26 protein-coding genes are annotated in these 25,698 nt (G+C 55.1%); 22 read left to right on the top strand and 4 right to left on the bottom strand.

Annotation, left to right across the window (positions count from 1 at the left end):
* The first annotated feature begins 51 nt into the window (after positions 1–51).
* The 10 genes from TMES_RS23385 (at position 52) to TMES_RS02595 (ending at position 11,937) form a co-directional block, all read left to right on the top strand.
* Complete coding sequence (locus TMES_RS23385) at positions 52–1,932, top strand: DEAD/DEAH box helicase (RefSeq protein WP_085579106.1); 1,881 nt, start codon at positions 52–54, stop codon at positions 1,930–1,932.
* Between the two features lie 659 nt (positions 1,933–2,591).
* The gene (locus TMES_RS02555) at positions 2,592–3,437 is read left to right on the top strand and encodes a substrate-binding periplasmic protein (RefSeq protein ID WP_085579108.1); all 846 of its coding nucleotides are present in this window, start codon (positions 2,592–2,594) and stop codon (positions 3,435–3,437) included.
* A 337-nt stretch (positions 3,438–3,774) separates the two neighbouring features.
* Entirely contained in the window at positions 3,775–4,797 is a 1,023-nt protein-coding gene (locus TMES_RS02560) for a DctP family TRAP transporter solute-binding subunit (RefSeq protein WP_085579110.1), read from the top strand.
* A gap of 126 nt (positions 4,798–4,923) precedes the next feature.
* A complete protein-coding gene (locus tag TMES_RS02565) occupies positions 4,924–5,502 on the top strand; it encodes a TRAP transporter small permease (RefSeq protein ID WP_245835177.1) in 579 nt (192 codons plus the stop codon).
* Positions 5,499–6,794 carry a TRAP transporter large permease gene (locus tag TMES_RS02570; protein WP_085579112.1) on the top strand — a complete coding sequence of 432 codons (1,296 nt, stop codon included), beginning with the start codon at positions 5,499–5,501 and terminating at the stop codon, positions 6,792–6,794. The genes TMES_RS02565 and TMES_RS02570 overlap by 4 nt, the downstream gene beginning before the upstream one ends.
* A gap of 215 nt (positions 6,795–7,009) precedes the next feature.
* A complete protein-coding gene (locus TMES_RS02575; protein ID WP_085579113.1) occupies positions 7,010–7,474 on the top strand; it encodes a PaaI family thioesterase in 465 nt (154 codons plus the stop codon).
* Between the two features lie 108 nt (positions 7,475–7,582).
* Positions 7,583–8,755 (top strand): isovaleryl-CoA dehydrogenase, encoded by a 1,173-nt coding sequence (locus TMES_RS02580; RefSeq protein ID WP_085579115.1) that lies wholly within the window; start codon positions 7,583–7,585, stop codon positions 8,753–8,755.
* Between the two features lie 54 nt (positions 8,756–8,809).
* Positions 8,810–9,994 (top strand): acetyl-CoA C-acyltransferase, encoded by a 1,185-nt coding sequence (locus TMES_RS02585; RefSeq protein WP_085579117.1) that lies wholly within the window; start codon positions 8,810–8,812, stop codon positions 9,992–9,994.
* Between the two features lie 114 nt (positions 9,995–10,108).
* A complete protein-coding gene (locus TMES_RS02590) occupies positions 10,109–10,732 on the top strand; it encodes a carbonic anhydrase (RefSeq protein ID WP_085579817.1) in 624 nt (207 codons plus the stop codon).
* A 71-nt stretch (positions 10,733–10,803) separates the two neighbouring features.
* Positions 10,804–11,937, top strand: a complete 1,134-nt coding sequence (locus TMES_RS02595) for an acyl-CoA dehydrogenase (RefSeq protein WP_085579819.1) — start codon at positions 10,804–10,806, stop codon at positions 11,935–11,937.
* A gap of 31 nt (positions 11,938–11,968) precedes the next feature.
* On the opposite strand, the gene TMES_RS02600 is transcribed toward TMES_RS02595, so the two are convergent.
* The 3 genes from TMES_RS02600 to pspF are packed head-to-tail and all read right to left on the bottom strand — an operon-like array spanning position 11,969 to position 14,660.
* Positions 11,969–13,114 carry a 2-methylaconitate cis-trans isomerase PrpF family protein gene (locus TMES_RS02600; RefSeq protein WP_085579119.1) on the bottom strand — a complete coding sequence of 382 codons (1,146 nt, stop codon included), beginning with the start codon at positions 13,112–13,114 and terminating at the stop codon, positions 11,969–11,971.
* Positions 13,107–13,595, bottom strand: coding sequence for a hypothetical protein (locus TMES_RS02605; RefSeq protein ID WP_085579120.1), 489 nt, complete (start codon positions 13,593–13,595; stop codon positions 13,107–13,109). Before TMES_RS02605 ends, TMES_RS02600 begins: the two co-directional genes overlap by 8 nt.
* 6 nt (positions 13,596–13,601) lie before the next feature.
* Positions 13,602–14,660 carry a phage shock protein operon transcriptional activator gene (gene pspF / locus TMES_RS02610; protein ID WP_085579821.1) on the bottom strand — a complete coding sequence of 353 codons (1,059 nt, stop codon included), beginning with the start codon at positions 14,658–14,660 and terminating at the stop codon, positions 13,602–13,604.
* Positions 14,661–14,824: 164 nt separating this feature from the next.
* On the opposite strand from pspF, the gene pspA reads away from it, so the two are divergent.
* From pspA to TMES_RS02670, 12 genes are all read left to right on the top strand, one after another.
* Complete coding sequence (pspA, locus tag TMES_RS02615; RefSeq protein ID WP_085579122.1) at positions 14,825–15,490, top strand: phage shock protein PspA; 666 nt, start codon at positions 14,825–14,827, stop codon at positions 15,488–15,490.
* Between the two features lie 87 nt (positions 15,491–15,577).
* Complete coding sequence (gene pspB, locus TMES_RS02620; protein ID WP_085579124.1) at positions 15,578–15,826, top strand: envelope stress response membrane protein PspB; 249 nt, start codon at positions 15,578–15,580, stop codon at positions 15,824–15,826.
* Positions 15,823–16,479 carry a hypothetical protein gene (locus TMES_RS02625; protein WP_143589506.1) on the top strand — a complete coding sequence of 219 codons (657 nt, stop codon included), beginning with the start codon at positions 15,823–15,825 and terminating at the stop codon, positions 16,477–16,479. The genes pspB and TMES_RS02625 overlap by 4 nt, the downstream gene beginning before the upstream one ends.
* A gap of 15 nt (positions 16,480–16,494) precedes the next feature.
* Complete coding sequence (locus TMES_RS02630; RefSeq protein WP_143589507.1) at positions 16,495–16,773, top strand: hypothetical protein; 279 nt, start codon at positions 16,495–16,497, stop codon at positions 16,771–16,773.
* Positions 16,774–16,848: 75 nt separating this feature from the next.
* Positions 16,849–18,225, top strand: coding sequence for an ATP-binding protein (locus TMES_RS02635; protein WP_085579128.1), 1,377 nt, complete (start codon positions 16,849–16,851; stop codon positions 18,223–18,225).
* Positions 18,226–18,295: 70 nt separating this feature from the next.
* Entirely contained in the window at positions 18,296–18,901 is a 606-nt protein-coding gene (locus tag TMES_RS02640; protein ID WP_085579130.1) for an EndoU domain-containing protein, read from the top strand.
* Positions 18,902–19,017: 116 nt separating this feature from the next.
* A complete protein-coding gene (locus tag TMES_RS02645) occupies positions 19,018–19,377 on the top strand; it encodes a hypothetical protein (protein ID WP_085579132.1) in 360 nt (119 codons plus the stop codon).
* A 108-nt stretch (positions 19,378–19,485) separates the two neighbouring features.
* Entirely contained in the window at positions 19,486–20,649 is a 1,164-nt protein-coding gene (locus TMES_RS02650) for a serine hydrolase domain-containing protein (protein ID WP_245835178.1), read from the top strand.
* 221 nt (positions 20,650–20,870) lie between these two features.
* Positions 20,871–21,347, top strand: a complete 477-nt coding sequence (locus TMES_RS02655) for a MarR family winged helix-turn-helix transcriptional regulator (protein WP_085579134.1) — start codon at positions 20,871–20,873, stop codon at positions 21,345–21,347.
* 8 nt (positions 21,348–21,355) lie between these two features.
* On the top strand, positions 21,356–23,566 hold the full coding sequence (locus tag TMES_RS02660) for an FUSC family protein (protein ID WP_085579136.1): 2,211 nt from the start codon (positions 21,356–21,358) through the stop codon (positions 23,564–23,566).
* A complete protein-coding gene (locus TMES_RS02665; protein WP_245835179.1) occupies positions 23,563–23,775 on the top strand; it encodes a DUF1656 domain-containing protein in 213 nt (70 codons plus the stop codon). The genes TMES_RS02660 and TMES_RS02665 overlap by 4 nt, the downstream gene beginning before the upstream one ends.
* Before the next feature lie 7 nt (positions 23,776–23,782).
* On the top strand, positions 23,783–24,706 hold the full coding sequence (locus TMES_RS02670) for an efflux RND transporter periplasmic adaptor subunit (protein ID WP_085579138.1): 924 nt from the start codon (positions 23,783–23,785) through the stop codon (positions 24,704–24,706).
* 111 nt (positions 24,707–24,817) lie between these two features.
* Here the strand turns inward: TMES_RS02670 and TMES_RS02675 are convergent, their stop codons facing one another.
* Positions 24,818–25,675, bottom strand: a complete 858-nt coding sequence (locus TMES_RS02675; RefSeq protein WP_085579140.1) for a hypothetical protein — start codon at positions 25,673–25,675, stop codon at positions 24,818–24,820.
* Positions 25,676–25,698: the final 23 nt, after the last annotated feature.

Below are 25,698 nucleotides of genomic sequence, written 5' to 3' on the forward strand. Positions count from 1 at the left end.
TTTTCAGGCGTGAACATGACGCCACCGGTGTTTTGAAGGACTTTACCTTTTATGACGAATTTTGAAGGGCTCAACCTTATTGAGCCTCTGCTGCGCAATGTCGAAGCTTCAGGTTATACTGCCCCGACGGAAATCCAGTCCGCAACCATTCCGGCTTTGCTGGAAGGTAAGGATCTGATGGGTATTTCCCAGACGGGTGGCGGTAAAACCGCAGCATTCTGCTTGCCCCTTATTCAGCGTTTGGCTGAAAATCCGAAACGTCCTGCCCCTGGTCAGCCGCGTGCCCTTATTCTGGCACCGACCCGCGAACTGGCAAACCAGATCGGCCAGTGCCTGCGCGATTTCAAAAAAGGCATTCGCCTGTTTTCAACTGTTGTCTACGGTGGTTCACCGATGGGCCCGCAGATTCAGGAACTGCGTCGTGGTTGTGATATTCTTGTCGCAACGCCGGGCCGCCTGCTTGACCATATGTCACGCAACACGGTTCGTTTTGACGATGTTGAAGTCTTCGTTCTTGATGAAGCCGACCGTATGCTTGATATGGGCTTCTCCGAAGATGTTCTGACTGTTGCTGAATTGCTGCCTTACAAACATCAGACCGTTATGTTTTCGGCAACCATGCCTGATGCCGTCCGTCATTTGACCGACCGTCTGTTGCGCGATCCGATCAAGGTTCAGACAGCACCGCAGGCCAGTGTGACCGAACGTGTGACCCAGCGTGGCATGTTTGTGACCCGCCAGAACAAAACCGCTTTGCTGTTGCAGCTTCTCAAGCGCGAAGGCAGCGACCGGGTTCTGGTTTTCACCAAAACCAAACTTGATGCCGACGAACTGGCTTTCCAGCTTCAGGATGCCGGTGTGCAGTCTGACGCCATTCATGGCGACAAACAGCAGCGCATCCGTCAGAAGATCCTGCGCAATTTCCGCGATGGCCGTTTCCCGGTTCTGGTTGCAACCGACGTTGCTGCCCGTGGTATCGACGTTCCCGGTATTTCGCATGTCGTAAACTACGACCTGCCGACCGACCCGGAAAACTATGTCCACCGTATCGGCCGTACCGGTCGTGGTGGTGCAGATGGCATTGCGATTTCGTTCTGCGAACCGCGTGATGTCCGTCATCTTCGCAATATCGAACGCACCATCCGTCAGGATGTCACCATCGATGAAGATCACGAATTCCACGTTTCACCCCCGGCAGCACGCCGTGGCGGTGCCGCTGGTGGCCGTGAAGATCGTAATGGCGGCGGCGCAGGTCGTGGTCGTGGCGGTTATGCCGGTCGTGGCGGTAATGGTGGCGGCGCTGGCGCCGGTGCTGGTCGCGGCGGTTATGCCGGTCGTGGTGGTAATGGCGGCGGCGGTGGCTTTGGCGGCCGCAGCGAAGGCGAAGGTGGCCGTCGTTTTGCCCGTGGCAATGATCAGGGTGGCGGTTTCGCACGCCGTGATGAAGGTGCAGTTGCCAATGACCGTGGTGGCGATTTCGCCGCACGCAAGCCGCGTTTTGAAGGTGAAGATCGTGGTGGCAACCGCGGTGGTTTTGCCGGTCGTCCGAACCGTGACCGTTTTGCCCCCCGTGGTGGCGAACGTGATGGTGGTTATGCACCGCGTGGTGATCGCGCTGAACGTGGCGAACGCCCGGTTCAGGCTGATCGTCCCGCACGCAGTGATCGTTCGGATCGTGGTGATCGCAATGATCGTCCGTCTTCGTTCCGGGGCCGTGATGATCGTAACGACCGTGGTTCAGACCGCAATGACCGCGCCCCGCGTGAAGATCGTGCAGCAGCCGGTGCTGGTACTGGCGAGCGTCGTTTTGCTGGCAAGCCGCGTGACGCAGGTCGTACCGAAGGCTTTAAATTCCGCGAAGGCGGCGATCGTCCGCGCAGTCAGGGCGGTGCCCGCACGGGTCAGGCTGGCCTGAAGCGTCGTTCGGCTTAATTGCCAACCGATTGATTTGACTTTGCTAAACAGGCGGCGAACCCTCACAGGTTCGCCGCCTGTTGCTTTTCCGGCTGCCAATATACCAGTCGTCAAGGCGTTCCATCATTAACCGTGCCCTCAAGACTGCAAGGCATCACGCCAGCACCATTCGCCTGCGATGGTAATATGCCCGAATACCGGTTGGTCTGGCCGGGAACGTCGGCATTTCAAAGTGGGTAATTCAATTAAAACACGGCGCAACATTCCGGCCCCCATTTATTTTGAATGGCCTTTTTCTGTTGTTTGATGGCGCCTTGTTGAAGACCATGAATTTTCTGGTTTTCCTTGTTGTGCCTTGTCTTAACAAAATTCGTATTCAGCTGTTGAAAATTTCAAAGATGCTTGCTCAATATTTGAATTTGTACATAAGAGTTAAATAATGTTTGGTTTTATTTGTGGATAGGGTCTGTTTGACTCCGCTTAAAACACCCTCCCAAACATCGTCTTGGGACTCCATTTGATTTGTGGTAATGTTCTTGCGGGTCAGACTGCGAATTTTCTGGCGACCATATGAAAGATGACCAGTGCCGTACGGGCAAATTGCCTGCTGGTCTTTGTCTGTTTTGGGTGTTTCTTTTAAAAGCAGTCTGGCATTTTACAGGAGCGGGGGATCGAACATGGTCTCAAGCCTTTATTTGGCGGCGTTCGAACGGGTCAGTCCCTGTATGGCGGGGACTTGTGCCCTGTTATTGCTATTATTAACCGGATCAGCCACGTCTTTGCACGCGGCGGATGCTGATGCCACTTGTCAGCGATTGCTGGTATCGGGAAACCCCGATTATCCTCCGTATTTATGGCCCAATCCCGATAATCCGGCAGAACTGATCGGGGCAAATGCGCAATTTATCATCGAGGTTGGCAAGGAAGCCGGCATTGCCATTTCGGTGGTCAATGATGGTCCATGGGGGCGGGTACAGGAAGAAATGCGGCGCGGTCATCTCGACCTTATCGCCGGGGCATTTTTTACCCCGCAACGCACCCTTTATATGGATTATTTGCAGCCGGCCTTTCAGGGCACGCGCACCAAGGTGTGGACGCGCAATAATTTCCCGCGCGATATTACCCGTTGGCAGGATCTGATCGGGCTGGAGGGGGTGACAGTTATCAATAACAGCTTTGGTACGAAATTTGACAGCTTCGCCCAGGATAAACTCACCCTGCGCGAAAGCCCGACTTTGGCGCAAAGCTTGCGTCTGGTTGAATTGGGGCGGGCGGATTATCTGGTCTATGAAGATTTTCCTGCCGCGGCCTTTATTGCCAAAAACAATTTAAGCGAAATTGTTGCCAGCCCGGTCGATATCAGTTCCGAAGACCTGTTTATTACCATGTCACGCAGTTCGCCCTGTAACACCGAAACCCTGCGTGTGCGCCTGTCCGCCGCCATTCGCAAACTGGTCGATGATGGCTTGATGAAAAAATTGCTGGCCAGCAATATCGAGCAATGGGGCCGGTTAACCAACTGAGACCCGAATTTTCACCTTTTGTGTGCAGGCGGCTTTTACGGGCCGCCTTTTTTATGATGCAGTAATGCTTGGGCGTTGGGGCGCGCGCGAATGTTTGGTGGGCATTGCGCATTTGTGATGCGCAAGTGGCGCGGAACCGTCATGGCCATTGAAATTATTATGAGCAGGATGCCTGCGGGGAAATACGTAGGTCATCAATCGGCCTGGCGGGCCTCGCGGTGCGAAAGGGGCGAATTTGTGCCTTTGCAGTTGTTTTTACGACACATTCCATATTAACTTCGGCCCTTAACAAAATTAAGTTACCAAAAACACACCCGTTCTGGGAGGAACGAACATCATGAACTTTCTCAAAAGCCTGCCCGCGCTGGTTGTTGGCGCGGCTCTGGCCCTGAGTGCCAGTGCCCATGCCGCCGATTACAAAGGCGAATACAAGGTGTCGACCGTTCTGGGCAAACCGTTCCCGTGGGGGGAAGCTGCCGAAAAATGGGCGGCACTGGTGTCCGAGCGCACCGATGGCCGCATTAACATGAAGGTCTATCCCAATGCGCAGCTGGTGGCTGGCGATCAGACCAAAGAATTCACCGCCATGCGCCAGGGCATTATCGATATGGCCGTTGGCTCGACCATTAACTGGTCGCCACAGGTCAAGGAACTTAACCTGTTTTCGCTGCCGTTTCTGATGCCTGATTTCGCCTCGATGGATGCCCTGACTCAGGGCCCGGTTGGCGAGAAAATTTTTGATGCGATCCGCAAACAGGGGATCGAGCCGATTGGCTGGGCCGAAAACGGTTTCCGTGAAGTCACCAACTCCAAACATCCGATCACCTCACCGGCCGATCTTGATGGTTTGAAAATGCGTGTTGTCGGATCCCCGCTTTATAACGATATTTTCACAGCCCTTGGCGCCAACCCGACGCAAATGAGCTGGGCCGATGCCAAACCGGCCCTGACCACCGGTGCGGTTGACGGGCAGGAAAACCCGCTGACGGTTTATGACGTGGCGCAAATGGAAACCGCCGGGCAAACCTATGTCACCTTGTGGCATTATGTGGCTGACCCGCTGATTTTTGCTGTGAACAAACGTGTTTGGGGCTCGTTTAGCGACGACGACAAAGCGATTGTTAAAAAGGCCGCCGATGATGCCGGTGCCTATGGCATTGGTCTTGCGCGCAAGGGCATGACCGAGGATGACCAGTCCCTGATCAAGGCACTGGAAGCACGCGGTGCCAAAATCACCACCCTGACCGACGAACAGCGTCAAAAATTTGTTGATGCCACCCGCGATGTTTACAACAAGTGGAAAGACCGCATCGGTGCCGATCTGGTCGATATGGCTGAAAAATCGATTTCTGAGCGTTAAAATTGTCGTGCCTGCAAAATATTGATCTCACGGCCTTCACAGCGGCAAATTGCCAATGTGGGGGCCGGTTTTCCGTCTTCTGCTTATTCCCGTAAAATTATGCGCTATGTTTGAAAGGTCTCGACCGTGTCGGATCGTGACGGAATCCCTATTGAATTTGATGCCGAACCCCATGGCACTGCGCCCTCTAAAACAGAGGGCAGCGACGCCGGTGGCCCGTGGCTGAAAATTGAAGAAGCCATTGCAGCTCTGGCCATGGGGCTGATCTGTCTGATCAGCCTTGCCAATGTGGTGGTGCGCTATCTGACCGACATTTCCTTTGCCTTCACCGAAGAATTTTCGGTGTTTTTGCTGGTTGTGATGACCCTGGTGGGGGCATCGATTGCCTTTGCACGCAACGAACATATTCGTATTACCTTTTTCCTCGAACGCTTTCCGCGTCCGGTGCGTTTGATTGTCGAATTGCTGATTTTGGCCATCACGACCATGCTGTTTGCCATGATCATGTATTACGGGGCGACCTTTGCCCTTGATCAGTACGAATATGGCGAGGTTTCGGCCGGTCTGGGCTATCCCAGCTGGATCTATTCGGTGTGGTTGCCGTTGCTGTCGCTGGTTATTTTGTTTCGCGTTGTCGAACATGCCTGGCGGCTGGCACGCGCGCGCCGTAATGCTGGTAACGGTCGCGATGGAGGGGTAAAATGACCCCCAGTCTCGCCCTTCTTGCTTCTTTTGCCGTGCTGCTCGTCATGGGGGCGCCCATTGCGGTGGCGCTTGGTTTTGCCGGGGTTGTCGGCATTTATTTCGGCCTTGATGTTTATGCATTGGCGACCGTGGGCACCAATACCTATAATGGCCTCGCCAAATATCCGCTGATCGCGATTCCCCTGTTTATTTTAACTGGCATGATTTTCGAGCGATCCGGGGTCGCTCGGGGGCTGGTTGAATTTGCCGGGGCCATTGTGGGGCCGCGTCGCGGCGGGTTGGCCGTGGTTGCGGTGCTGGTCTGTATGATGATGGGCGGCATGTCGGGGTCCGGCCCGGCCGATGCGGCGGCGGTTGCCATGGTGATGATCCCCTCGATGATGCGTGCGGGGTATCCGCGCGAATTTTCCGCCAGCGTGATTGCGGCCGGGGCCTCAACCGCCATTCTTATCCCGCCATCGGTCGCGTTGATTATTTATTCCATCATCGTGCCGGGCGTTGACCTGCGCGCTTTGTTCGCCGGTGGCATTATCCCCGGTATTCTGGCCGGTGCGGCGATTATCATTCCCGTGCTGTTGCTGTCGCGCAAACATGACTTTGGCGCCCTGGAAACCCGCAGCCAGTCGGCCCTTTTGCCCGCCTTCATGCATGCTCTGCCGGGTCTTTTGGCCCCGGTTATCATTCTGGGTGGCTTGCGCTCCGGCCTGTTCACCCCGACCGAGGCTGCCGTGGTGGCCGTGGCCTATGGTTTGGTGATTGGCATGTTTGTTTATCGCACCATTCGCCTGCGCGATCTGTATCGCCTGTTTGTCGATTCCGCCGTTACCTCGGGCGTGATCATGTTGATCATTACGCTGGCGGGCATTTTTGCCTGGGCCGGGGCCACATTAGGCACGTTCGATCTGGCCGCCAACGCCATTTTGGGCCTGTCGGGCAACGAACATGTGGTGCTGGCCCTGATCATGGTGGTGTTGCTACTGGCCGGTATGGTGCTTGATGGCGTGTCGATCTATCTGATCATGCTGCCTATTTTAATGCCGATCATGCAGGAATTTGGCTGGAGCCCAGTCTGGTTCGGCGTGGTGATGGCCATGAACATCGCCATTGGCCAGTTCACGCCCCCCGTTGCTGTGAACCTGATGGTCACCACCCGCATCGCCGGTATTCCGCTGGAAAAATCGGTGGGATGGAGCCTGTGGCTGGTGCTTTCAATGGCCATCGCCATGACGCTGGTAATTGCCTTTCCGTCACTGGTGACCTGGCTGCCGGAATTGCTGGGCTACCGGACGTAATGATTTAACCGACATGCGTGTCCTGTTTCTGGCCGCATAAACTGGTTTTAAGGCGGTATCCTGCGAAGGGTGCCGCCTTTTTCATTTTGTCGGGCCGGGCATGATGCCGGGTAAGCTATTAATTCGGTAGTCTCTTGCCGATTTAATTTGACGTTAACGTAAACGTTAACTACAAGGGAATTCTCTTTTCCGACTTTCAGGATGGCCCGCCCGTCATGACCGCATTTGAACCACAAAACCCCGACTATGAAGCGGAAGTGCGCCGCCGTTTTGCCCAGCAGCCTTACAATCTGGCGCTGGGTGCGCGGGTGGAGAAGGTGACGCCGGGCCGGGTGGAACTGGTGATGCCAGCGCGGGCGGATCTGGTGCAGCATAACGGCTATTTCCACGGCGGGGCGATTGCCGGGCTGGCCGATATTGCCGGTGGTTTTGCCGGATGGAGCCTTGTCGCCGCCGATCAGGGTATGCTGACGGTGGAATATAAACTTAACATCGTTGCGCCGGGGCTGGGTGAGCAGTTGCGTGCCGTGGGCGAGGTTATATCGCGCGGGCGCTCTATCATTGTTACCCGAATAGACATTTTTGGCCATGACGGCACGCGCGACGTTTTATGCACAACCGCCCTGCAAACCCTGAAAATCATGCGCCTGCCGCCCGAATTGCTGGTCGGGGCGGCGTGATGTGGTGATGCAGGCGGGTTAAGGGCGTTCGCATTTTAAATACAGGGTGTCGCGATAAGGACACCGGATTTTCGTTTATAACAGTCGATCTAGGGCAGGAATTATCCCATGGCATTTGTTGATTTTCCCGGTTTGAAATTTGATCTTGGCGAAACCGCCGAAGCCATCCGCGACAGCGTTTCGTCCTTTGCCGCGGCCGAAATCGCCCCGCGTGCGGCCGAGATCGACGCCAAAAACGAATTCCCCAATGATTTATGGCGCAAATTCGGCGATCTGGGCCTGTTGGGCATTACCGTGCCCGAGGAAGATGGTGGCACTGGCCTTGGCTATCTCGAACATGTGGTGGCGATGGAAGAAATCAGCCGGGCTTCGGCCTCGGTTGCGCTATCCTATGGCGCGCATTCCAATTTATGCGTCAACCAGTTGAAGCGGAATGGCACGGCGGAGCAAAAGGCCCGTTACCTGCCCAAGCTGCTGAGCGGTGAACATATTGGCGCATTGGCCATGAGCGAACCCGGTGCCGGGTCTGACGTGGTGTCGATGAAATTGCGGGCCGAGAAAAAGGGCGATCGCTACATCCTTAATGGCAATAAAATGTGGATCACCAATGGCCCCGATGCCAGCACTCTGGTGGTTTATGCCAAAACCGATGCCAGTGCAGGGGCCAAGGGCATTACCGCCTTTATCATTGAAAAAGGCTTCAAGGGCTTTTCAACGGCGCAAAAGCTCGACAAGTTGGGCATGCGCGGGTCCAACACCTGCGAACTGGTGTTTCAGGATTGCGAAGTACCCGAGGAAAACGTACTGGGCACCCTGCATGGCGGCGTGCGCGTGCTGATGAGTGGCCTTGACTACGAACGTGCTGTTCTGGCCGCTGGGCCCACCGGTATTATGCGGGCCTGCATGGATGTGGTGGTGCCCTATATTCATGAACGCAAACAGTTTGGTCAGGCGATTGGCGAATTTCAGCTGATGCAGGGCAAAATGGCCGACATGTACACCACCATGAACGCGTGCCGTGCTTATGTGTATGAAGTTGCCAAGGCCTGTGATCGCGGCGAAACATCGCGCAAGGACGCTGCTGGCGTCATTTTATATGCCGCCGAAAAGGCAACATGGATGGCGCTGGAAGCGATTCAGACCTTGGGTGGCAATGGCTATATCAACGAATATCCCACCGGTCGCTTGCTGCGCGATGCCAAGCTTTATGAAATTGGCGCGGGGACCAGCGAAATCCGCCGGATGCTGATTGGGCGTGAATTGTTTGGTGAAACGGCATAAAAGCCCGTATTTTTCCGATCTGAATGTTATTTTCCCACAAAAAGGGGATGCGTTATGAATAATGATCCTGTTGTAATTGTTGCCTGTGCCCGCACCCCGATGGGTGGATTTCAGGGCGATCTGGCCCCGTTAACCGCATCCGAACTGGGCGGTGCCGCGATTAAGGCGGCACTGGAACGTGCCGGGGTTTCGGCCGATGACGTTGAAGAAGTCATCATGGGCAATGTGCTTCCTGCCGGTCAAGGGCAGGCACCGGCCCGGCAGGCGGCGTGGCATGCCGGTATTCCGTGGGCGGCGGGGGCGACAACGGTTAATAAAATGTGCGGCTCGGCCATGAAAGCGGCCATGTTCGGCAATGACCTTATTTTGGCGGGCAGTGCCGGTGTGGTGGTGGCCGGGGGCATGGAAAGCATGACCAACGCACCCTATTTGCTGCCCAAGGTGCGCGAGGGGCTGCGTTTGGGGCATGGCGAGGTCAAGGACCATATGTTTCTTGATGGTCTGGAAGATGCCTATGACAAGGGCCGCCTGATGGGCACCTTTGCCGAGGATACCGCGGCAAAATACGGCTTCACCCGCGAAGATCAGGATGCCTATGCCATTGAATCCCTGAAGCGAGCCAATGATGCTGCTTCAAGCGGCAATTTTGATGCCGAAATTACCCCGCTTACCATCACGTCTCGCAAGGGTGAGGTGACGGTGAGCGCCGATGAACAGCCGCCCAAAGCCCGGCCCGAGAAAATACCCGGTCTGCGCCCGGCCTTTCGCAAGGATGGCACGGTCACAGCGGCCAATTCATCGTCGATTTCTGATGGCGGGGCGGCCTTGGTGCTGATGCGCCAGTCCGAAGCCCAAAAACGGGGCTTGAAACCGGTTGCCAAAATTGTCGGCCATGCCACCCATGCGCAAGAACCATGCTGGTTTACCACCGCCCCGATTGGTTCGATTGAAAAGCTTCTGGCAAAAACCGGCTGGGACAAGGAAAGCGTTGATTTATGGGAAATCAACGAGGCCTTTGCCGTGGTCGCCATGGCCGCCATTCACGACCTGAAACTGGACCCGGCCCGGGTTAATGTTCATGGCGGGGCCTGTGCCCTGGGCCATCCCATTGGGGCCACGGGCGCACGGTTGCTGGTCACATTGATCCATGCGCTTAAAACGCATGGCGGGAAAAAGGGTGTGGCATCACTGTGTATTGGGGGGGGCGAGGCAACCGCAATGGCGGTGGAATTGCTGTAATTCGGGGCGGGGCAGGGGTTCTGCGCATGAAATTGCATTCAGGGACTACCAAGTTGGGCCTTTTGCCCCTATTTTGATGCGACCAAATTGCGACAAAACAGGGGAATGCACCTGATGACGATGCGTACGATTGACAGGATGAAGGCAGGGTTTCGCAGTTTTAAGGCGGCCTATTATGATCAGCGGCCCGAACGGGTTGCCCATCTGGTGGAATCTGGCCAGGAACCCGAAGTGCTGCTGATCGCCTGTTCCGATTCCCGTGCCGATCCGGCCATTTTGATGAATGCCGAACCCGGCGACATGTTCATTGTTCGAAACGTCGCCAATCTGATCCCGCCCTATCAGCCCGATGACCAGTATCACGGTACATCGGCGGCTTTGGAATATGGTGTGCGCGATCTTAAAGTTCGCGACGTTGTTATTTTGGGCCATTCGGGCTGCGGCGGTATTCAGGCGCTGGTGCAAGGGGCCATTGGCGGTGTGACAGCCCCGGATCGTGAATTTATCGGCCCGTGGATGGAAATTGCTTCGTGCTGTTCTGGGCATGGGCCCGATGTGGACGCGGTTTCGCGCCAGTCGGTGCGCAATTCCCTGACAAACCTTTTGACCTTTCCGTTTGTAAAGTCCGGGGTGGAATCAGGTTATTTGCAAATCCATGGCTGGTGGTTTGACATGAAAGAAGGTGCCCTGTGGCGCTATGTCGAAGAAAACGACAGGTTTGAAAAAGTCGAAGGATAATATCGGGCAAAACGTGTTGTGTGCCGATATGCTTCCTTTGATAACGCGATAAAAAAGGAGGCCGGCACATGATGCGGCTCGAAGATCATCAGGAAATGGTGCGCGATACCGCGCGTGAATTTGCCGAAAACGAATTAAAACCCCACGCGGCAAAATGGGACGCGCACCATATTTTCCCCGCCGAAGCGATTAACGGCCTTGGCGAACTTGGCTTTTTAGGCATGCTGGTTCCCGAACAATATGGTGGGGCGGGCATGGACCATGTGTCCTATGCGCTGGCGTTAGAAGAAATTGCGGCGGGCGACGGGGCGACCTCGACGATTATGTCGGTCCATAATTCGGTTGGCTGTATGCCGATTTTAAAATTCGGCACCGAGGCCCAGAAACAGGAATTTCTGGTCCCCATGGCGCTGGGCGAGAAAATTGGCGTTTTTTGCCTGACCGAACCACAGGCGGGATCTGATGCCAGTGCCCTTAAAACCCGGGCTGTGCGCGATGGCGATCATTGGGTGATTGACGGGGACAAACAGTTCATCACCTCGGGCCGCGAAGGCGATATCGCCATTGTGTTTGCCGTGACCGACCCGTCCGCTGGTAAACGCGGCATTTCGGCCTTTATCGTGCCGACCGATACACCGGGCTATGTTGTGTCGCGGACCGAGGAAAAACTGGGCCAAAACGCATCGGACACCTGCCAGATCACCTTTGTTGAATGCCGGGTGCCCGCCGAAAATATGCTGGGTGCCGAAGGGCAGGGTTATAAAATTGCCCTTGCCAACCTGGAAGGTGGCCGCATTGGCATTGCCGCGCAATCGGTGGGCATGGCGCGTGCTGCCTTTGATGCGGCGCGCGATTACGCCAATGAACGCGAAACATTCGGCAAAAAGATTATCGAACATCAGGCGGTTGCCTTTCGCCTCGCCGATATGGCGACCAAAATCGATGCCGCCCGCCTTTTGGTGCATCGCGCTGCCCAATTGCGCGATGATGGCAAACCCTGCCTGACCGAGGCCTGCATGGCAAAGCTGTTTGCATCCGAAATGGCCGAGGAAGTCTGCTCCAAAGCCATCCAGATCCACGGCGGGTATGGCTACCTTAAAGACTTTCCGGTTGAACGCATTTACCGCGATGTGCGGGTTTGCCAGATTTACGAAGGCACATCCGACATTCAGCGCATGGTGATTGCACGGTCGTTGGCGGATTAGGCGTTGCGCGGTGGATGCCTGCACCGTCCCGTTAAATGCGGTGGGCGGGCACCAAAACCTCGCCCTGCATCAGGCGCCGCGCACTGCGATAAACCGTGACCGATGGAATGTTAAGCTCCGGTTTCGTGATAAGGGTCGCATCCACCGTTAGGGTGCCCGATGGATGGCAAATGTTAAGCGGCAGGGCCGGGTCGGCGGGCAATTTGGCCGTTTGATGGGCGATGGTGCCGGGAATGCGCATTGCACTTGCCAGGCACATGCCACCCGTAAGTGGTGTTGCCAAATGGGCCTGCCCGGCGGAAATCATGCGGACTGTTATATGCGCGTTACCGCCTGGTGGCGGGGGCGAAACAATGGCGATTTGCGGCAGGTTGCGTAATGTGGTGCGGGCTTCCTCTGCGCAGCACAGGCCCATTTTAACTGCGGCGGCAACGCGAACAGTTTCGATCCGGTCCAGAAGGTTGGGGGCGTTACTTAACTCAACGGGGCTTTCGTGGCCGCTCAGGCCAAGGTCGCTGGCCCGGATACAGACGACAGGGTTGCTAACATCGATTAGTGAAACATCAATTATGCCAAATCCATCTGTTTCAAGCCGATCATGCACATTGCCGGTGGGCAGGACATGACCGGTCGATGACCCGCCGGGATTTAAAAAATCCAGGGCGATCGGGTTTGCGGTACCCGCCACGCCATCTAGCACGAAATCGCCCGTAATCGCAGCTTTGCCATTTTGCAGGGCAAAGCGGGCGACAATGATTTTGCCGGTATTGGTATTGTGAATGCGCACATGTGCCTGTGTGGTGCTGGCTGGTTTAACAAGCCCTTCATCCACGGAAAATGGTCCGACAGCCGATGAAATATTGCCGCAATTTCCCTTGTAGCTGATAACGGCGGCATCAATTGCGACCTGGCCAAATGTGTAATCAATATCGGCATCGGCATGGGTGGACGGGCCAATAATGGCAATTTTCGACAACGATGAAATGCCGCCGCCCATACCATCGAGTTGGCGTTTATGCGGGTCGGGGCTGCCCATTGCGGCCAGTATCATGTTATCGCGGGCGGTGCCTGCTGCTGGCAGGTCGTTTTCATGGAAAAACAAGGCCCGGCTGGTGCCGCCGCGCATGTAAACCGCACGCAGGGCGATTTGCGGTGGTGTCTTGTGCAAATCAGGCATTATTGGTCCCTTCTTTGGGGCGATATGGGGGCGATGTAAAACTGTTTAAAAATTGCCGGGCGCGCGGCAAGGCATCGTGCAGGAACTGGTTCGGTGCGCGCAGCCATAAGCCGTCAATTTCGCGCGATTTTTCTTCGGATATCAGTATTTCCGGGGGCAATGAAACAAGTGTGGCATTCCAGCCCGGCCAGCGTTGCTGTGCGCGTTTAAGTGTGTGGTTCAGGTAATCAGACCGCCGACTATAGCCGTGATAGTCAAATATCCAGTCATCGCCTGCAATGACAATATGGTTGCCGGTAAATCCGCTGTCCGGTTTGATCCATAAAGGGGTGAACAGGGCTGCGTTGGTATCGCCATGCCGTTCGACAAAGGCATATGCCAATATATGGCAAGCCCCGCAGGCGAAGAATACCCGGTCGGGCAATTGCCAGCGTTTTATGGCATCGCGTTTTGAATATCCGGGCGTGCGTGGCTGATACATGGTGCCTTACTTTGCAGGCAGTAAATCGTATTTTTCCAGCAGCCGCCGTAATTGATGATAGTTCAGTTTCAGCATGTCTGCGGCTTCGGTCTGGTTGTTGCGTGTGGTGCGCAGGGCATTTTTCAGCAATGTTATTTCATAGTCGCGGGTGGCAGCTTTAAAATCAACTGGCTGGTTATTGGTGCCTTGAACATCATCATCTTCGCCCGTTGCGGCCAAATGTGTAGCCGGCCAGGTAGCGTGACCGTTGGCGGGGGCGGTGGTGCAGGCTTTGATGTCTGTTTCGCTCCAGATCCCGGCAAACGGGTCCAGCACGATATGGGAAACCGGTATGTCCGCGTCTTCTGTCATATAAAGGCTGCGTTCAACCGCGTTGCGCAATTCGCGCACATTTCCCGGCCAGTCATAATTTTGCAACTGCCTGATGGCCTGGCTGGAAAAGCCTGCAAATACCTGGCGCGATAAACGTTTGGTCATTTCCAGGGCAAATTGTTCGGCCAGCGGTAAAATATCGTCCGGGCGTTCGCGCAAGGGCGGCACGGCAATCACGTCAAATGCCAGTCGGTCCAGCAAATCGGCGCGGAATTTTCCCTGTGCGGCCAGATGTTTGAGGTTTTCGTTGGTGACGCCAATCACGCGTACATCCACCTCTATCACTTCACTGCCGCCCACCCGTTCAATTTCGCCATATTCAACAACGCGCAGTAATTTTTCCTGCACCATCGGGCTGGCGGTGGCAATTTCATCTAAAATAATGGTGCCGCCATCGGCCCGTTCAAACCGGCCGGTGTGGCGTTTGGCGGCCCCGGTAAAGGCCCCGGCTTCGTGGCCGAAAAGTTCGGTATCAAGCAAGGTTTCGCTAAGGGCGGCGCAATTGACCTTTACCAGCGGCCCGCCCCAGCGGGTGGATAGATAATGCAGGCGTGCGGCAATCAGTTCCTTACCGGACCCGCGTTCGCCAATCACAAGGCACGGGCGGTTAATCGGCGCCAGGCGCGAAACATGCTCCAGGGCGGCTAAAAAACGGGGGTCTTCGCCCAATATGGGTTGTGATCTGTTATCCATTTCGCGAAAAACGATATCGAAAATCACTAATTATGTCGCGATAAATTTCATAAATGGAAAGCGGGTTTTGTCTAAGTATTTGAATTTTCAGCAAACTTAAAACTGGCACGCCGCCTGCAATACAAGGGCAGAAGTATTTACATCCCCCAACAGGAGATCGAGCAATGGGCGTGTTCTCGCGTTTGTCCGATATCGTTAATGCCAATATCAATTCGCTGCTGGACCGGGCCGAAGACCCGGAAAAGATGGTGCGCCTGATGATTCAGGAAATGGAAGATACCCTGGTTGAAGTCCGTTCCGCCGCCGTTAAGGCGATTGCGGATAAAAAGGAAGTCGAACGCAAGCTGAAAAAGCTGCATGACGGCCAGAATGAATGGGAAGAAAAAGCCGAATTTGCCGTTTCCAAGGGCCGTGATGACCTGGCCAAGGGGGCGCTGATGGCGCGCCGTCGTTTGGCCGAGCAATCGGTGGTTCTAGAGCGCGAACTTGAAGTGATCGAAGAAACACTGGGCAAGTTTGACGAAGATCTGAGCAAATTGCACAACAAGCTGAATGAAGCCAAGGGCAAGCAGCGTGCAGTGGAAATTCGGATGAAAACAGCAGAAAAACGGGTCAAAATGCGCGAAAAACTGCATAATGGCCAGATTGACGACGCCTTGCTGCGCTATGAAGCGATGGAACGCAAGATTGACGAACTTGAAGCCAGTGCAGATTCCTATGATCTGGGCCGGGCCAAGTCGCTAGATGAACAGTTTGGCGATCTTGAAGTTGAACTTGGGATCGAAGATGATCTCAAGGCCTTGAAAGAACGGGTCAATAAAGACACCTGATTCAGTGTGCGGGCATTTGGGTGTTCGCAGCCGGCGATCATGGCCAATATCGGCATGATCGAACCCTTGTCAGATTAAAGGGCGCTTATGTGGGTTTTTGCCGTTCCATTGATTGTGTTTATTTCTATCGTCGGGCCGATCTGGGTGGTTTTTCATTACATTACCGTATGGAAACGTATGAAAGCCGACCGCCAGCCCGCCCCGACGGCGGAAAGCCAGCAACACAAGGAAACAATGGCCCGTCTGAAATTGCAGGCGGAGCGCCTTGAGGGTCGGGTTGCGACACTGGAAAGTCTTCTGGATGCAGAGGTTGCCGAATGGAGGAACAGGATATGACTGCCGAGCAAGCTGCTGCCGGTGCACGATATTACAACAGGCGTCACAATCACCGCGAAGGCGGGTGCCGTTTTCGCCGCAATCAGGACCAGGATCAAAGCCGGGGCGGATGTGGCCATCATAATGGCCCGCATCGGTCCGGGCCGATCAAAAGCACGATTACCGGTATTTCCGAAAAATTTGGCATTCCGCGCAAGGGCGTTTTGATTGCCTGGATCGCGACGCTGGTTTTCAGCTTCCCCGTCGGTGTGTTTTTGTTTCTTGCTGCGTGGTCTTATGTTCACCATCCGGAATGGTTCGGTTTTCTTGGTCGTCATTCCCGCCGGTCCTCTGGTGGCGCGGCAGCAGGGCGGCGTGGGTCGGCGGCAAACAATGATGCCACGTCAGAAAAGGTGGAGCATCCGACCTTCGGGGTGGACTACGAAGAACCCTGGATGGACGAATTGCGCGCCCAGTTTGACGATCTTGAACGGCGCACTGGCCATATGGAGGGTTATGTTGCCTCGGGCGATTATAACTTGTCCTCGGAGCTGGAGCGGATGCGTAAGGCCGATGGCGATAAAACCGCCCGTAAACCCGACGATGAAATCCCTGATCAGAACGACATTACCGGGAATGGAAATGATAACCCAAAGCCCAGGCCCGGCAAATAATCAGCCGCTCGGTTCATGCTGAATGACCAGCACAACACCCCCTTTTGCATCGGCTGGCAAGCTTCCCCCGCCCGCCTGGCCGATGTGAAACGGACCGTGATGCAACTGGCGCTCCCGTTATTGGGTCAGTCTCCCTCGCGTCTTCCCCAAGACCAGTGCTCCCCCGCACTGCAGAACGGTCCATCGGATCGCTTGCTTTCCCGGCAGGCGATCCGTTTTTTGTGCGAGGCGGGCAAAAGAATCGCCGCCGGGCAAGTATTTGTAAAAAAATCTTCGAATAAGGTTTATGACTAATCCTAATTTGGGTGTTGTGGTGGGCGTTATTTTGTCGCTACGATAGCTGTCATCAACAAACTGTGGGGGCGGTTTATGGCGACTTTTGTGGAGCATCCCGGCGAACAGGATTTTTTGCGTCGTTTGATGCTCGATAATCCATGGTGGGATGGCATCACCGACGATGTGGTCCATAACCTGCCGGAACGGGCCTTTTTCAAACGGTTCTGGAATGCGATTGAACGGGGCGATGGCAGCAAGGCCGTTTTGCTAACCGGGCCACGCGGTGTTGGCAAAACCGTGATGTTGCGCCAGGCGGTGTCGCAATTGCTTGATGGCGATACCCCGCGCCGTCATGTTTGTTACGTGTCGCTGGAACATCCCCTGTTTCTGGAACTCGATATTTCGCGCCTGCCCAAGTTGCTGCGCGCCACACGGGGCATTTCGGCGGACCATCCGTTATGGCTGTTTATCGACGAAGTTTCCTATCAGCGCGACTGGGAAGCCCAACTGGCCAAACTGTTAAAAGCAGACCCGATGTTGCGCGTGGTTGCGGTCAGTGCGCTGGCACCAAATGCCGAAAACCGTGCCCATTTAACCATGTTGTTTTTGCCCCCCTTCAGCTTTGCCGAATATTTGGGGCAACGGGGCATTAAACCCGCCGATGTCCTGCCAGAACCCCCAAATTCCGGGCGTTTTACAACCGATGTGCCTGATGGCCTGATCGCGTTGAATGGCCTGTTTGAAGATTACATCAATGAAGGCGGGTTTCACGACCGTAACGGCGAAGCCCGGGCCATTCATCGCACCCTTCATTCCGATTTGCCCGGTTTGCACGGCATTTCCAGCCCGTCGGACCTGCATCGTTTGTTTGTGTTGCTGGCTTATAATACCGGCGCTGAGTTTTCGATTGAAACGCTGGCCCGCGAGCTTGATCTGGCGAAAAATACCCTGCGCCGCTATCTGGAATATCTCGAAAGTGCGTGGCTGGTGCGTCGGCTGGAGCGAATTGATCAGGATGCCAAACCGTTTCAGCGCGCTGTTGCCTTCAAGGTGCATTTGATTCACCCCGGTTTACGAAGCGGGCTGATCGGCGGGCGCGCCGAGGGCGAAGATACCATTAACCGGCTGGTCGAAACCGCGATTCAAACCCAGTTTCTGGCATCGAGTACCGGCATGGAAAGCCTGTTTTATGCCCGTTGGGGCCATTACGAAGTGCCATTTGTGTTTTTGGACCGGCGCAGTGGCACCCCGTTATTTGCCTATCATTGTATGTGGCGCGACGATGCCATTCGCAAACCCAAGGAAGTCCGTGCACTGGTAAACTTTAAAACCAGCCACGATTTGCCATTGGGGGCGTTTGTGCTGACAAAGGCGCAATGGCACGGCGGCAAGCTGGGCGGGGAGCCGATGCGGTTTGAACCCGCCAGCGTGCTGGCCCTGCGCATCGGGCTGGAATTTTCACAGTTGTAAGGTGACAGCGTCGTTGGATGTGGCCGGTCGTCGACCGGCACGTATTTTTAACACATGACGGGGGCGTCAAATGTTTATCACATCAACGACAGGCCGACTTTTGCTCGGGGCTGCCATCGTAATGACAATGCTGCTGGCCGGGGCTTGGCAAAAAGCCCAGGCACAGGTTGCCTGCCCGGGGCAGGGGCATAGCGCCGGGGCCTATGCCATTAATCTGGAACATGTTTTTTGTGGCGAAGTGAATGCCAAAAACCGTTTCGTCGGTTTTCATTCGCGTCCGGGCGGGCTTAACCCGGCCACCATTTCTACCGTTACCGTGACGGCGGGTTCAGAAAATGGCAACGGCATTTACGATGCGACGGTGTTCTGGAATACGGCCCGTCCCGGCGCTGCCAAGCCATCCAATCCGTCCAAATTTTCAACCCTGTTTCCCGATGATTGCGATCAGGACCAGATTGAACAATCGATAACCTATGCGGCCGATCATCTTGAGGCTGCGTGTCCGGCCGGCTCGCCGACATGGACCAAATGCGGCTATAACCGGCCCGATCCCCTTCCGACGGGGGATGCCGGTAAATATTGCGTGGGCAAGGATGCCTCCCGGCGCTTTTCCGTGGCAATGGCGATTGCAGGCACAACAATCAACACCGCTTTCCCGATTAATGTTGCACCCTGAAATCTGATAACGGCAGTTCCTGCCAGCGGGTAAAAAAATGCCTGTTGCGGGAGCTGTCTTTTTTATTTTTTCAGGACTAAACTGTGTGTGTGTTGTTGCCTCAAAAGGAGGTTGGGATGGGTGAATCGCTGGGCGGGCCATATTCTGCTGTGCCAGATTGGCCCGGACGGGATGCAAGTGATATTGGCCATGCGCGTATAACGGCTTTTCTGGTGCTTGATATTCAGCAATCCCGGGAAAAGGCCGAATATGTGCGCAACCGTATTATCAGCCAGGTCGCAACGGCGGACCCGGTTTTGCCAGAAGATGACATCGTCATGAACGCCTATAGCGTTTCGATTGGCCCTGTAACCTCGGTGATTGAGCCAACCATCGACGATACCGGCGAAGCACCGGTTGCGGTTCATACCGCCGATTTGCTGGCAGCGGTGGAACGCCGTATTGCCGATATTGGCACGGTCTGGAGCGGGCGATAGGTTGCAAATCATCGCCGCGCGAACCGATTGTCGTTGAGTTTTTATTTGATTGCAGGCAAATGCTGTCCATAGTGCAAGGGCTGTTATTTCAGTCGGGGGACAGAAACGGTGCAGGATCGGTGGTGGTGGCGTGAAATGACGGGTGCCGGGACAATGGTTTTGGCCCGGATCGCGGTTATGGTCACAATGGCGGTTGTTGCCTGTGGCGATGCGGCTTTTGCCCAAAATCAAAAATCAGGCGACCCGTTACAAACCTTTTTGCAAGCTTATGTCACGCAGGCCGGTTTGCCCGGCGGGGTTGTCGGCATTGCTTATCAGGATGGCAGCAGCCGGTTTGCTGCAACCGGTTTATCCAATGCCGCGCCAACCCGCAACATGCGCGCAACGGAGCGGTTCTATATCGGCTCGCTGACCAAAATGATGACTTCGGTTGTAATTTTGCAACTGGCCGCCGAACAGCGGTTAAAGCTGTCAGACCATCCGGCGCGCTGGTTGCCACCCGAATATGCCCAATCTATTGCGAATGCCAAACAGGCGACCCTGATCGACCTTTTGCATAACAGTTCGGGCATTCCAGATTATCTGGATGGTGATTTTTTCTTTGAACTGGTGGGCCGCGAACCACAGCATGGCTGGCGAAATGCCGAGATTTTGCCCCTGATTGCGGACCGCGACGCCGTGTTTTCGCCCGGCACCCAATATGCCAATTCCAACAGCAATTATATCTTGCTGGGCTATATCATCGAACAAATCGAACAGGCCGCGATCGAGGATGTCTTTGCAAAGCGCATTTTTGCGCCGCTGGAAATGGATGCCACCAGTTTTGGCAGTTTCCCCCGTGATGCTGATCTGGCGCACGGATATGACGATGGCGACGGCGATGGCAACCTTGAAGACGTGACAGGGTTTGACGTGGGCGATCATTTGGCCGATGGCGGTGTTGTTTCCACCGCGCGCGATATGCTGGCTTTCATGCGTGGGTTGTTTGGCGATGAGGGCACTTTGCTTGGCCCTAAAGCCATCGCGCGTATGACCACCGATACCATGTTTGCCGGAAACGGGTCTTATGGGTATGGCATCATGGTTGGTGCCAGCGATTGGGGGCCGGTTTGGGGGCATGATGGTAATTATTTTGGCTATAGTGCTGAAATATCGTGGTTCCCCAAACAACAAACGGCCGTGGTTTTTCTCACCAATGGTCGCGCGCTCAACGAAGTGCCGCCTTTCACGCAGCAAATTCTGCCAGCCATTCTGGGCAATCCGCTTAAGTAACTTTGCGGTTCGTTTTCCATTTATTTTCCATATTTCGGTTGTTTATTGCCCGGTTCCAGGCCGGGGAACGGCATTGTTATGGGCGTTTGACGCTGTCAAGGCCGTAAGATCCCACCCTGTACGCTGTGCTCTATACTCCCCGCGCTGCCATGCATTGGCGGCATATCTGATTGGAATTAAAATAGATAGGATTCAAACTAATTTAATGCTACCTTTTTCGCATGACAGATTTTGACCCCTTTTCCCAGCATTTAACCATCGGCAGCGCCCTGATTAACACAGCGCGCAAATGGCGCCGCGAGATTGACCATGCGCTGCACGCGCATGGTCTGTCGCAAAGCACGGCCTTGCCGTTAATTGTGTTGCACAGGCGCGGCGGCACGGTGCGCCAGGGGGCGATTGCCGAGGAAATCGGCGTTGAGGGACCGTCGCTGGTGCGTGTGATTGATGCGCTTGAAGCAGATGACATGGTCCGCCGCGTGGCAGACCCGTCGGACCGGCGGGCGAAAATGGTGTCGTTAACACAGCAAGGGGCCGCCAAAGCGACCGAGATCGAACAAATTCTGGCCCGTGTTCGCGATCGCGTGACGGCCGATATTGATGACGGCGACCTTGAAACGACCCTGAAAGTTCTAAAGCAACTATTGGCTAAATTAACCTGTTGCGAAGACAAAGACCCGGAACACACCAAAGGTTAGGGGATGTGATGTTAAAAAATATTCTCGCCTCCCGACCAAACCTTGGCGACTGGATTTTTTCGGCCAAAACCTTTGTTGCCGGTATGCTAGCCCTGTTTATTGCGCTGGCGTTTGATCTTGACCGCCCGGTCTGGGCGATGGCGACGGTCTATATTATCGCCAACCCGTTAACCGGTGTTTTGGCCTCCAAGGCGGTTTACCGGGTGGTTGGCACCATGATCGGGGCGGTTTTTGCCGTGGCACTGGTGCCCAACCTTGTCGATGCACCGGTTTTGCTGTCGCTGGCGATGGCGGGCTGGGTTGGTTTGTGCCTGTATTTGTCGCGGCTGGATCGCACGCCGCGCAGTTATCTGTTCATGCTGGCAGGCTATACCGCCGCCATTATCGGTTTTCCCTGTGTTACCGACCCCGGTACAGTGTTTGATGTTGCCGTTGCCCGTGTGCAGGAAATCAGTCTGGGTATCATTTGTGCAACCGTCGTCAGTCACGTTGTCTTCCCGCGCCATTTGGGGCCGGTTCTGGCGGCGCGCATTGATCGTGCCTTGCAAGATGTGCGCGACCTGGCGGCATTAAGTTTTGCAGGCGATAGTGATGATGAAAAACTGCATGGCGACCGCATCAAACTGATTGCCGATATTGGTGAAATACATGGCCTTGCGGTGCATGTGGGGTATGAACGTTCATCCCTGAACGGCATGACGCGCCCGTTACAGGCCCTGCAAAATGCCATGGCGGCCTTGCTGCCTTCGCTTTACAGCCTGCATGACCGGATTAATGCGTTGGCGGCAACCGGCCCTGGCATCCCCGAAAATGTTGCCACTCTTTTGCAATGCATTGACGGCTGGATGCAGGATGGCGATGCCGACCCGTTTGATCGCAACCGCATAAACCAGTTACACAGCGACATTGCCGCACTGGCCCGCCAATACGAGGTTAACCGCAACTGGCACGACCTTTTGGTGATTAACCTGTGTGTGCGCCTGCACCGCCTGATCGGCTTTTACGATGATTGTCAGTTATTGTGGGCCGGTATCCGCGAAGGACGGGTTCCCAACACGGTTGTGGATCGCTGGCGCGACCGGGGCGACAAACCGTCTCTTCATGTGGATTATGGTCTTGCCTTGCGGTCCGGGTTGACGGCCACCATTGCCACGCTGGTTGTGTGTCTGATCTGGGTGGAAACCGGCTGGCCCAATGGGGCATCGGCAGCCATGATGGCCGCAGTGGCCACCAGTATTTTGTCGTTTCTTGACGACCCGGTACCGGCCCAAAAAGGCTTTATCACCTATACCCTGTTTTCGGTGGTGGTGACGCTGTTTTATGGATATGCGGTGTTGCCCGCAATTGACGGTTTTCCGTTGCTTGCCGCCGTGTTTGCGCCCTACCTGTTGCTGATCGGCTTGCTGATCCCGTCGCCGAAAACCTTTATCTTTGCCTTGCCCATGGCGGTTAACACGGTGATGTTGCTGAATATCTCCACCCGCTATAGCGGCAATTTTGCCAGTTCGATTGACGGGGCGGTGGCGATGGTGGCGGGCTTTGCTGTGGCGGCGGTGGTAACCGCGATGATGCGCTCTATGACACCTGATCATAGTATTCGTCGTCTGTTACAGGCCAATTGGCGCGACCTTGCCAATCTGGCCCGGTTTGATCGTGTTGCCCCGCGCATGACGGTGTTGCGGCGGTTGCTTGACCGGCAGGGTTTGATCCTGCCCAAACTGGCCCTGGCACCGGATCATCGCACCCGTTTGATGCGCGCCATGCCCGAAGTGTCAATTGCAGCCAATTTGCTTGATTTGCGTCGGGTGCGCAAAGGGCTGAACGGTACAATTGCGACAGGGCTGGATCGTTTTCTGGCTGTGATGGCGACCCATTTTGATTTGCGAACTCGCGATTTTGACCGCCCGCCTGATGCGGAGCTTTTGTCGATGCTTGACGAAATTTTGATGCTGGCAACGGCGAATTTCGGCCCGCAGGGTTTGTCGTGCGGTGTCGGGGATGCCACCGGGCTTGTCGCGCCGCGTGATATGCAAATTGGAGCAAAGCCGGTGGTGATGGATCCTGTTTTTAAACGCCGACTGGTGGTGTCGCTTGTGGCGATGCGCCGGGTTCTGGCCCGCGATAGCGAACCGGATTTCGGACGCCGTTTTCAATGTATTGCGCAGTCCTTGTCGTGTGCGAACGATCTGGCACCTGCAAGTCTGGAGGGACGGGCATGACGGGTATGATTGGCTCGATGGTGGATTTATATGGTGTTTTTTTACCGGGCTTTCTGGTGTGCGCCATTGTTGCATGGTGCAGCCTGATTGTGCTGCGCAAAGTTCTGGTGCGGGTTGGTTTTTACCGCGCCACATTTCATCCGGCCCTGATCGATCTGGCGCTGTTTGTATTGCTGCTGGCCGGGATCACGGCGGTTTTTGTTGGGTAGGTGAATTATGAAAAAATGGTTTTCATGGATCGGGCGGTTTGTGCTGTCCGGGGTGCTGGTTGTGGCGGCGGTGGTCGCAGGGATGCAATTGTGGGATTACTACATGAACGATCCCTGGACCCGTGACGGGCGCATCAGTGCCGATGTGGTCGCCATTGCGCCCGATGTGTCGGGGCTGGTCAGCAAAGTAAATGTTGGTGATAACCAGCAGGTCAAGGCAGGCGATTTATTGTTTGAAATCGATACCGCCCGTTTCAAGGTTGCCGTCGGTCAGGCGCAGGCCCGGCTTGACAGTGCCGTTGCCAGCAAGGAACAGGCGGAACGCGAAGTTCAACGCTATCGCAACCTTAGCAGTGACGCGGTTTCGCGCCAGAAACAGGAACAGGTACGCACGACATTGGCAACCGCCAATGCGGCGGTTGAATTGGCCAAGGCCGACCTTGAACTGGTGGAACTGAACCTCGAACGCACCAAGGTACGCGCACCGGTGGATGGTACCCTGACCAACTTTTCCCTGCGGCCGGGTAATTATGTGGGGGCAGGCAGTGCGATTGCCGCCTTGATCGATGCCAATTCCTATTATGTTGCCGGGTATTTCGAAGAAACCAAATTGCCCCGCATTGCCATTGGCGACCGGGTTGAAGTGCAATTGATGGGTGAAAAACAGCCGATTTACGGCCATGTCGCCAGCATTTCAGCCGGTATTCAAGATAGCGAACGCACCGGTGCCATCGGCAGCCTCGCCAATGTTAAACCGACATTTAGCTGGGTCCGTCTGGCGCAACGTGTGCCGGTACGTGTGGCCCTTGATGATGTCCCTGCCAATGTGCGGCTGGTGGCAGGGCGTAGTGCAACGGTGCGGGTGGTCGAACAGGGGGCCGATGCCAGTAAATCCGATGATAGATTTGGCGGTCTTGGCAAGTTCTTTTAGGGCCGATACCTGAACGCTGAAAGCCAAACGGCCCTGACAAAAATGCAGGGCCGTTTGTATGTGCGTAACGGGGTAGCCGATGGATCAGCCTCTTGGGTCTATCCCCTGGGTCTAGCCGCCGATATTGCCCAAAAGAGACGGCGTGCCAAATTCCATCATTCTGGCATTCGCGCGTTCAAAATAGCTGGTCCAGAAATCGCGCAGGATTTTAAGCTGGGCGGATGACCAGTAACTGCCATCGGGCGCATATCCGCCGCCAATGACATAAACCTTGGCCTGTTGCCAATCGCCAATGGCACCGGCCTGAGCATAGTTTTCAAAATGGGCATCGGTATTGGCTTTTTCCAGATTTCCGGCCTTATAGAAAGACAGAAGGTCGGAATTTTCGATCATATCTGAAATCACGACCAGATATTTGTCGTTAATGTCTGACGCCCCGGTGAGATTGCGCGAAATATTGGCAAGGTTCCCCATCAGTTCGGTGTGGGGAAGTTCGGTGCTGGCACCGCCAAATGCCTTTAATAACGCCTGCCCTAAGGCCTTTTTGGCCAGTAAGGCCTGTTTTTGTTGGCAGGCATCAAGCTGGACCAGCATTTTTTTGGAAATGTCATAGCGGGTGTCATTATCGAGCGGTGTATCGACCTGCGCATTAATCAGAACCGATGCATAACGGCCTGCCGCATTGGCCGAAAATGTCACCACATGATAGGCGGTGCCGGGCGTGACAAAATCCTGCAATTTGCGATAGGCATCTTCTTGCAGGTTTTTATCAAAGATCAGGGTCTGGTCGACCACAATATACAGATCGCGCGACAGCTTTGGCGTTGCGATATCACTGATCCGCACCTGGTCATAACAACTGCCAATTTTTGCACTTTCGGCTTGTGCCGGGCTGCTTGGGGCAAACGATGCCACCGCGGCGAGAACTGCCATCCCGGCTTGGGTGAAACGGGTTAACTGCCTGTTCATTCTGTTTTCCCTTCCTGCGTTGG

Source organism: Thalassospira mesophila (genome assembly GCF_002115755.1).
Taxonomy (GTDB): Bacteria; Pseudomonadota; Alphaproteobacteria; order Rhodospirillales; family Thalassospiraceae; genus Thalassospira; species Thalassospira mesophila.

Excerpts from the sequence above, each read along its gene's own strand:
- TMES_RS23385 (WP_085579106.1), top strand. The coding sequence starts at position 52 with ATGACGAATTTTGAAGGGCTCAACCTTATTGAGCCTCTGCTGCGCAAT.
- TMES_RS02555 (WP_085579108.1), top strand. The coding sequence starts at position 2,592 with ATGGTCTCAAGCCTTTATTTGGCGGCGTTCGAACGGGTCAGTCCCTGT.
- TMES_RS02560 (WP_085579110.1), top strand. The coding sequence starts at position 3,775 with ATGAACTTTCTCAAAAGCCTGCCCGCGCTGGTTGTTGGCGCGGCTCTG.
- TMES_RS02570 (WP_085579112.1), top strand. The coding sequence starts at position 5,499 with ATGACCCCCAGTCTCGCCCTTCTTGCTTCTTTTGCCGTGCTGCTCGTC.
- TMES_RS02575 (WP_085579113.1), top strand. The coding sequence starts at position 7,010 with ATGACCGCATTTGAACCACAAAACCCCGACTATGAAGCGGAAGTGCGC.
- TMES_RS02580 (WP_085579115.1), top strand. The coding sequence starts at position 7,583 with ATGGCATTTGTTGATTTTCCCGGTTTGAAATTTGATCTTGGCGAAACC.
- TMES_RS02585 (WP_085579117.1), top strand. The coding sequence starts at position 8,810 with ATGAATAATGATCCTGTTGTAATTGTTGCCTGTGCCCGCACCCCGATG.
- TMES_RS02590 (WP_085579817.1), top strand. The coding sequence starts at position 10,109 with ATGACGATGCGTACGATTGACAGGATGAAGGCAGGGTTTCGCAGTTTT.
- TMES_RS02595 (WP_085579819.1), top strand. The coding sequence starts at position 10,804 with ATGCGGCTCGAAGATCATCAGGAAATGGTGCGCGATACCGCGCGTGAA.
- TMES_RS02600 (WP_085579119.1), bottom strand. The coding sequence starts at position 13,114 with ATGCCTGATTTGCACAAGACACCACCGCAAATCGCCCTGCGTGCGGTT.
- TMES_RS02605 (WP_085579120.1), bottom strand. The coding sequence starts at position 13,595 with ATGTATCAGCCACGCACGCCCGGATATTCAAAACGCGATGCCATAAAA.
- pspF (WP_085579821.1), bottom strand. The coding sequence starts at position 14,660 with ATGGATAACAGATCACAACCCATATTGGGCGAAGACCCCCGTTTTTTA.
- pspA (WP_085579122.1), top strand. The coding sequence starts at position 14,825 with ATGGGCGTGTTCTCGCGTTTGTCCGATATCGTTAATGCCAATATCAAT.
- pspB (WP_085579124.1), top strand. The coding sequence starts at position 15,578 with ATGTGGGTTTTTGCCGTTCCATTGATTGTGTTTATTTCTATCGTCGGG.
- TMES_RS02625 (WP_143589506.1), top strand. The coding sequence starts at position 15,823 with ATGACTGCCGAGCAAGCTGCTGCCGGTGCACGATATTACAACAGGCGT.
- TMES_RS02630 (WP_143589507.1), top strand. The coding sequence starts at position 16,495 with ATGCTGAATGACCAGCACAACACCCCCTTTTGCATCGGCTGGCAAGCT.
- TMES_RS02635 (WP_085579128.1), top strand. The coding sequence starts at position 16,849 with ATGGCGACTTTTGTGGAGCATCCCGGCGAACAGGATTTTTTGCGTCGT.
- TMES_RS02640 (WP_085579130.1), top strand. The coding sequence starts at position 18,296 with ATGTTTATCACATCAACGACAGGCCGACTTTTGCTCGGGGCTGCCATC.
- TMES_RS02645 (WP_085579132.1), top strand. The coding sequence starts at position 19,018 with ATGGGTGAATCGCTGGGCGGGCCATATTCTGCTGTGCCAGATTGGCCC.
- TMES_RS02655 (WP_085579134.1), top strand. The coding sequence starts at position 20,871 with ATGACAGATTTTGACCCCTTTTCCCAGCATTTAACCATCGGCAGCGCC.
- TMES_RS02660 (WP_085579136.1), top strand. The coding sequence starts at position 21,356 with ATGTTAAAAAATATTCTCGCCTCCCGACCAAACCTTGGCGACTGGATT.
- TMES_RS02665 (WP_245835179.1), top strand. The coding sequence starts at position 23,563 with ATGACGGGTATGATTGGCTCGATGGTGGATTTATATGGTGTTTTTTTA.
- TMES_RS02670 (WP_085579138.1), top strand. The coding sequence starts at position 23,783 with ATGAAAAAATGGTTTTCATGGATCGGGCGGTTTGTGCTGTCCGGGGTG.
- TMES_RS02675 (WP_085579140.1), bottom strand. The coding sequence starts at position 25,675 with ATGAACAGGCAGTTAACCCGTTTCACCCAAGCCGGGATGGCAGTTCTC.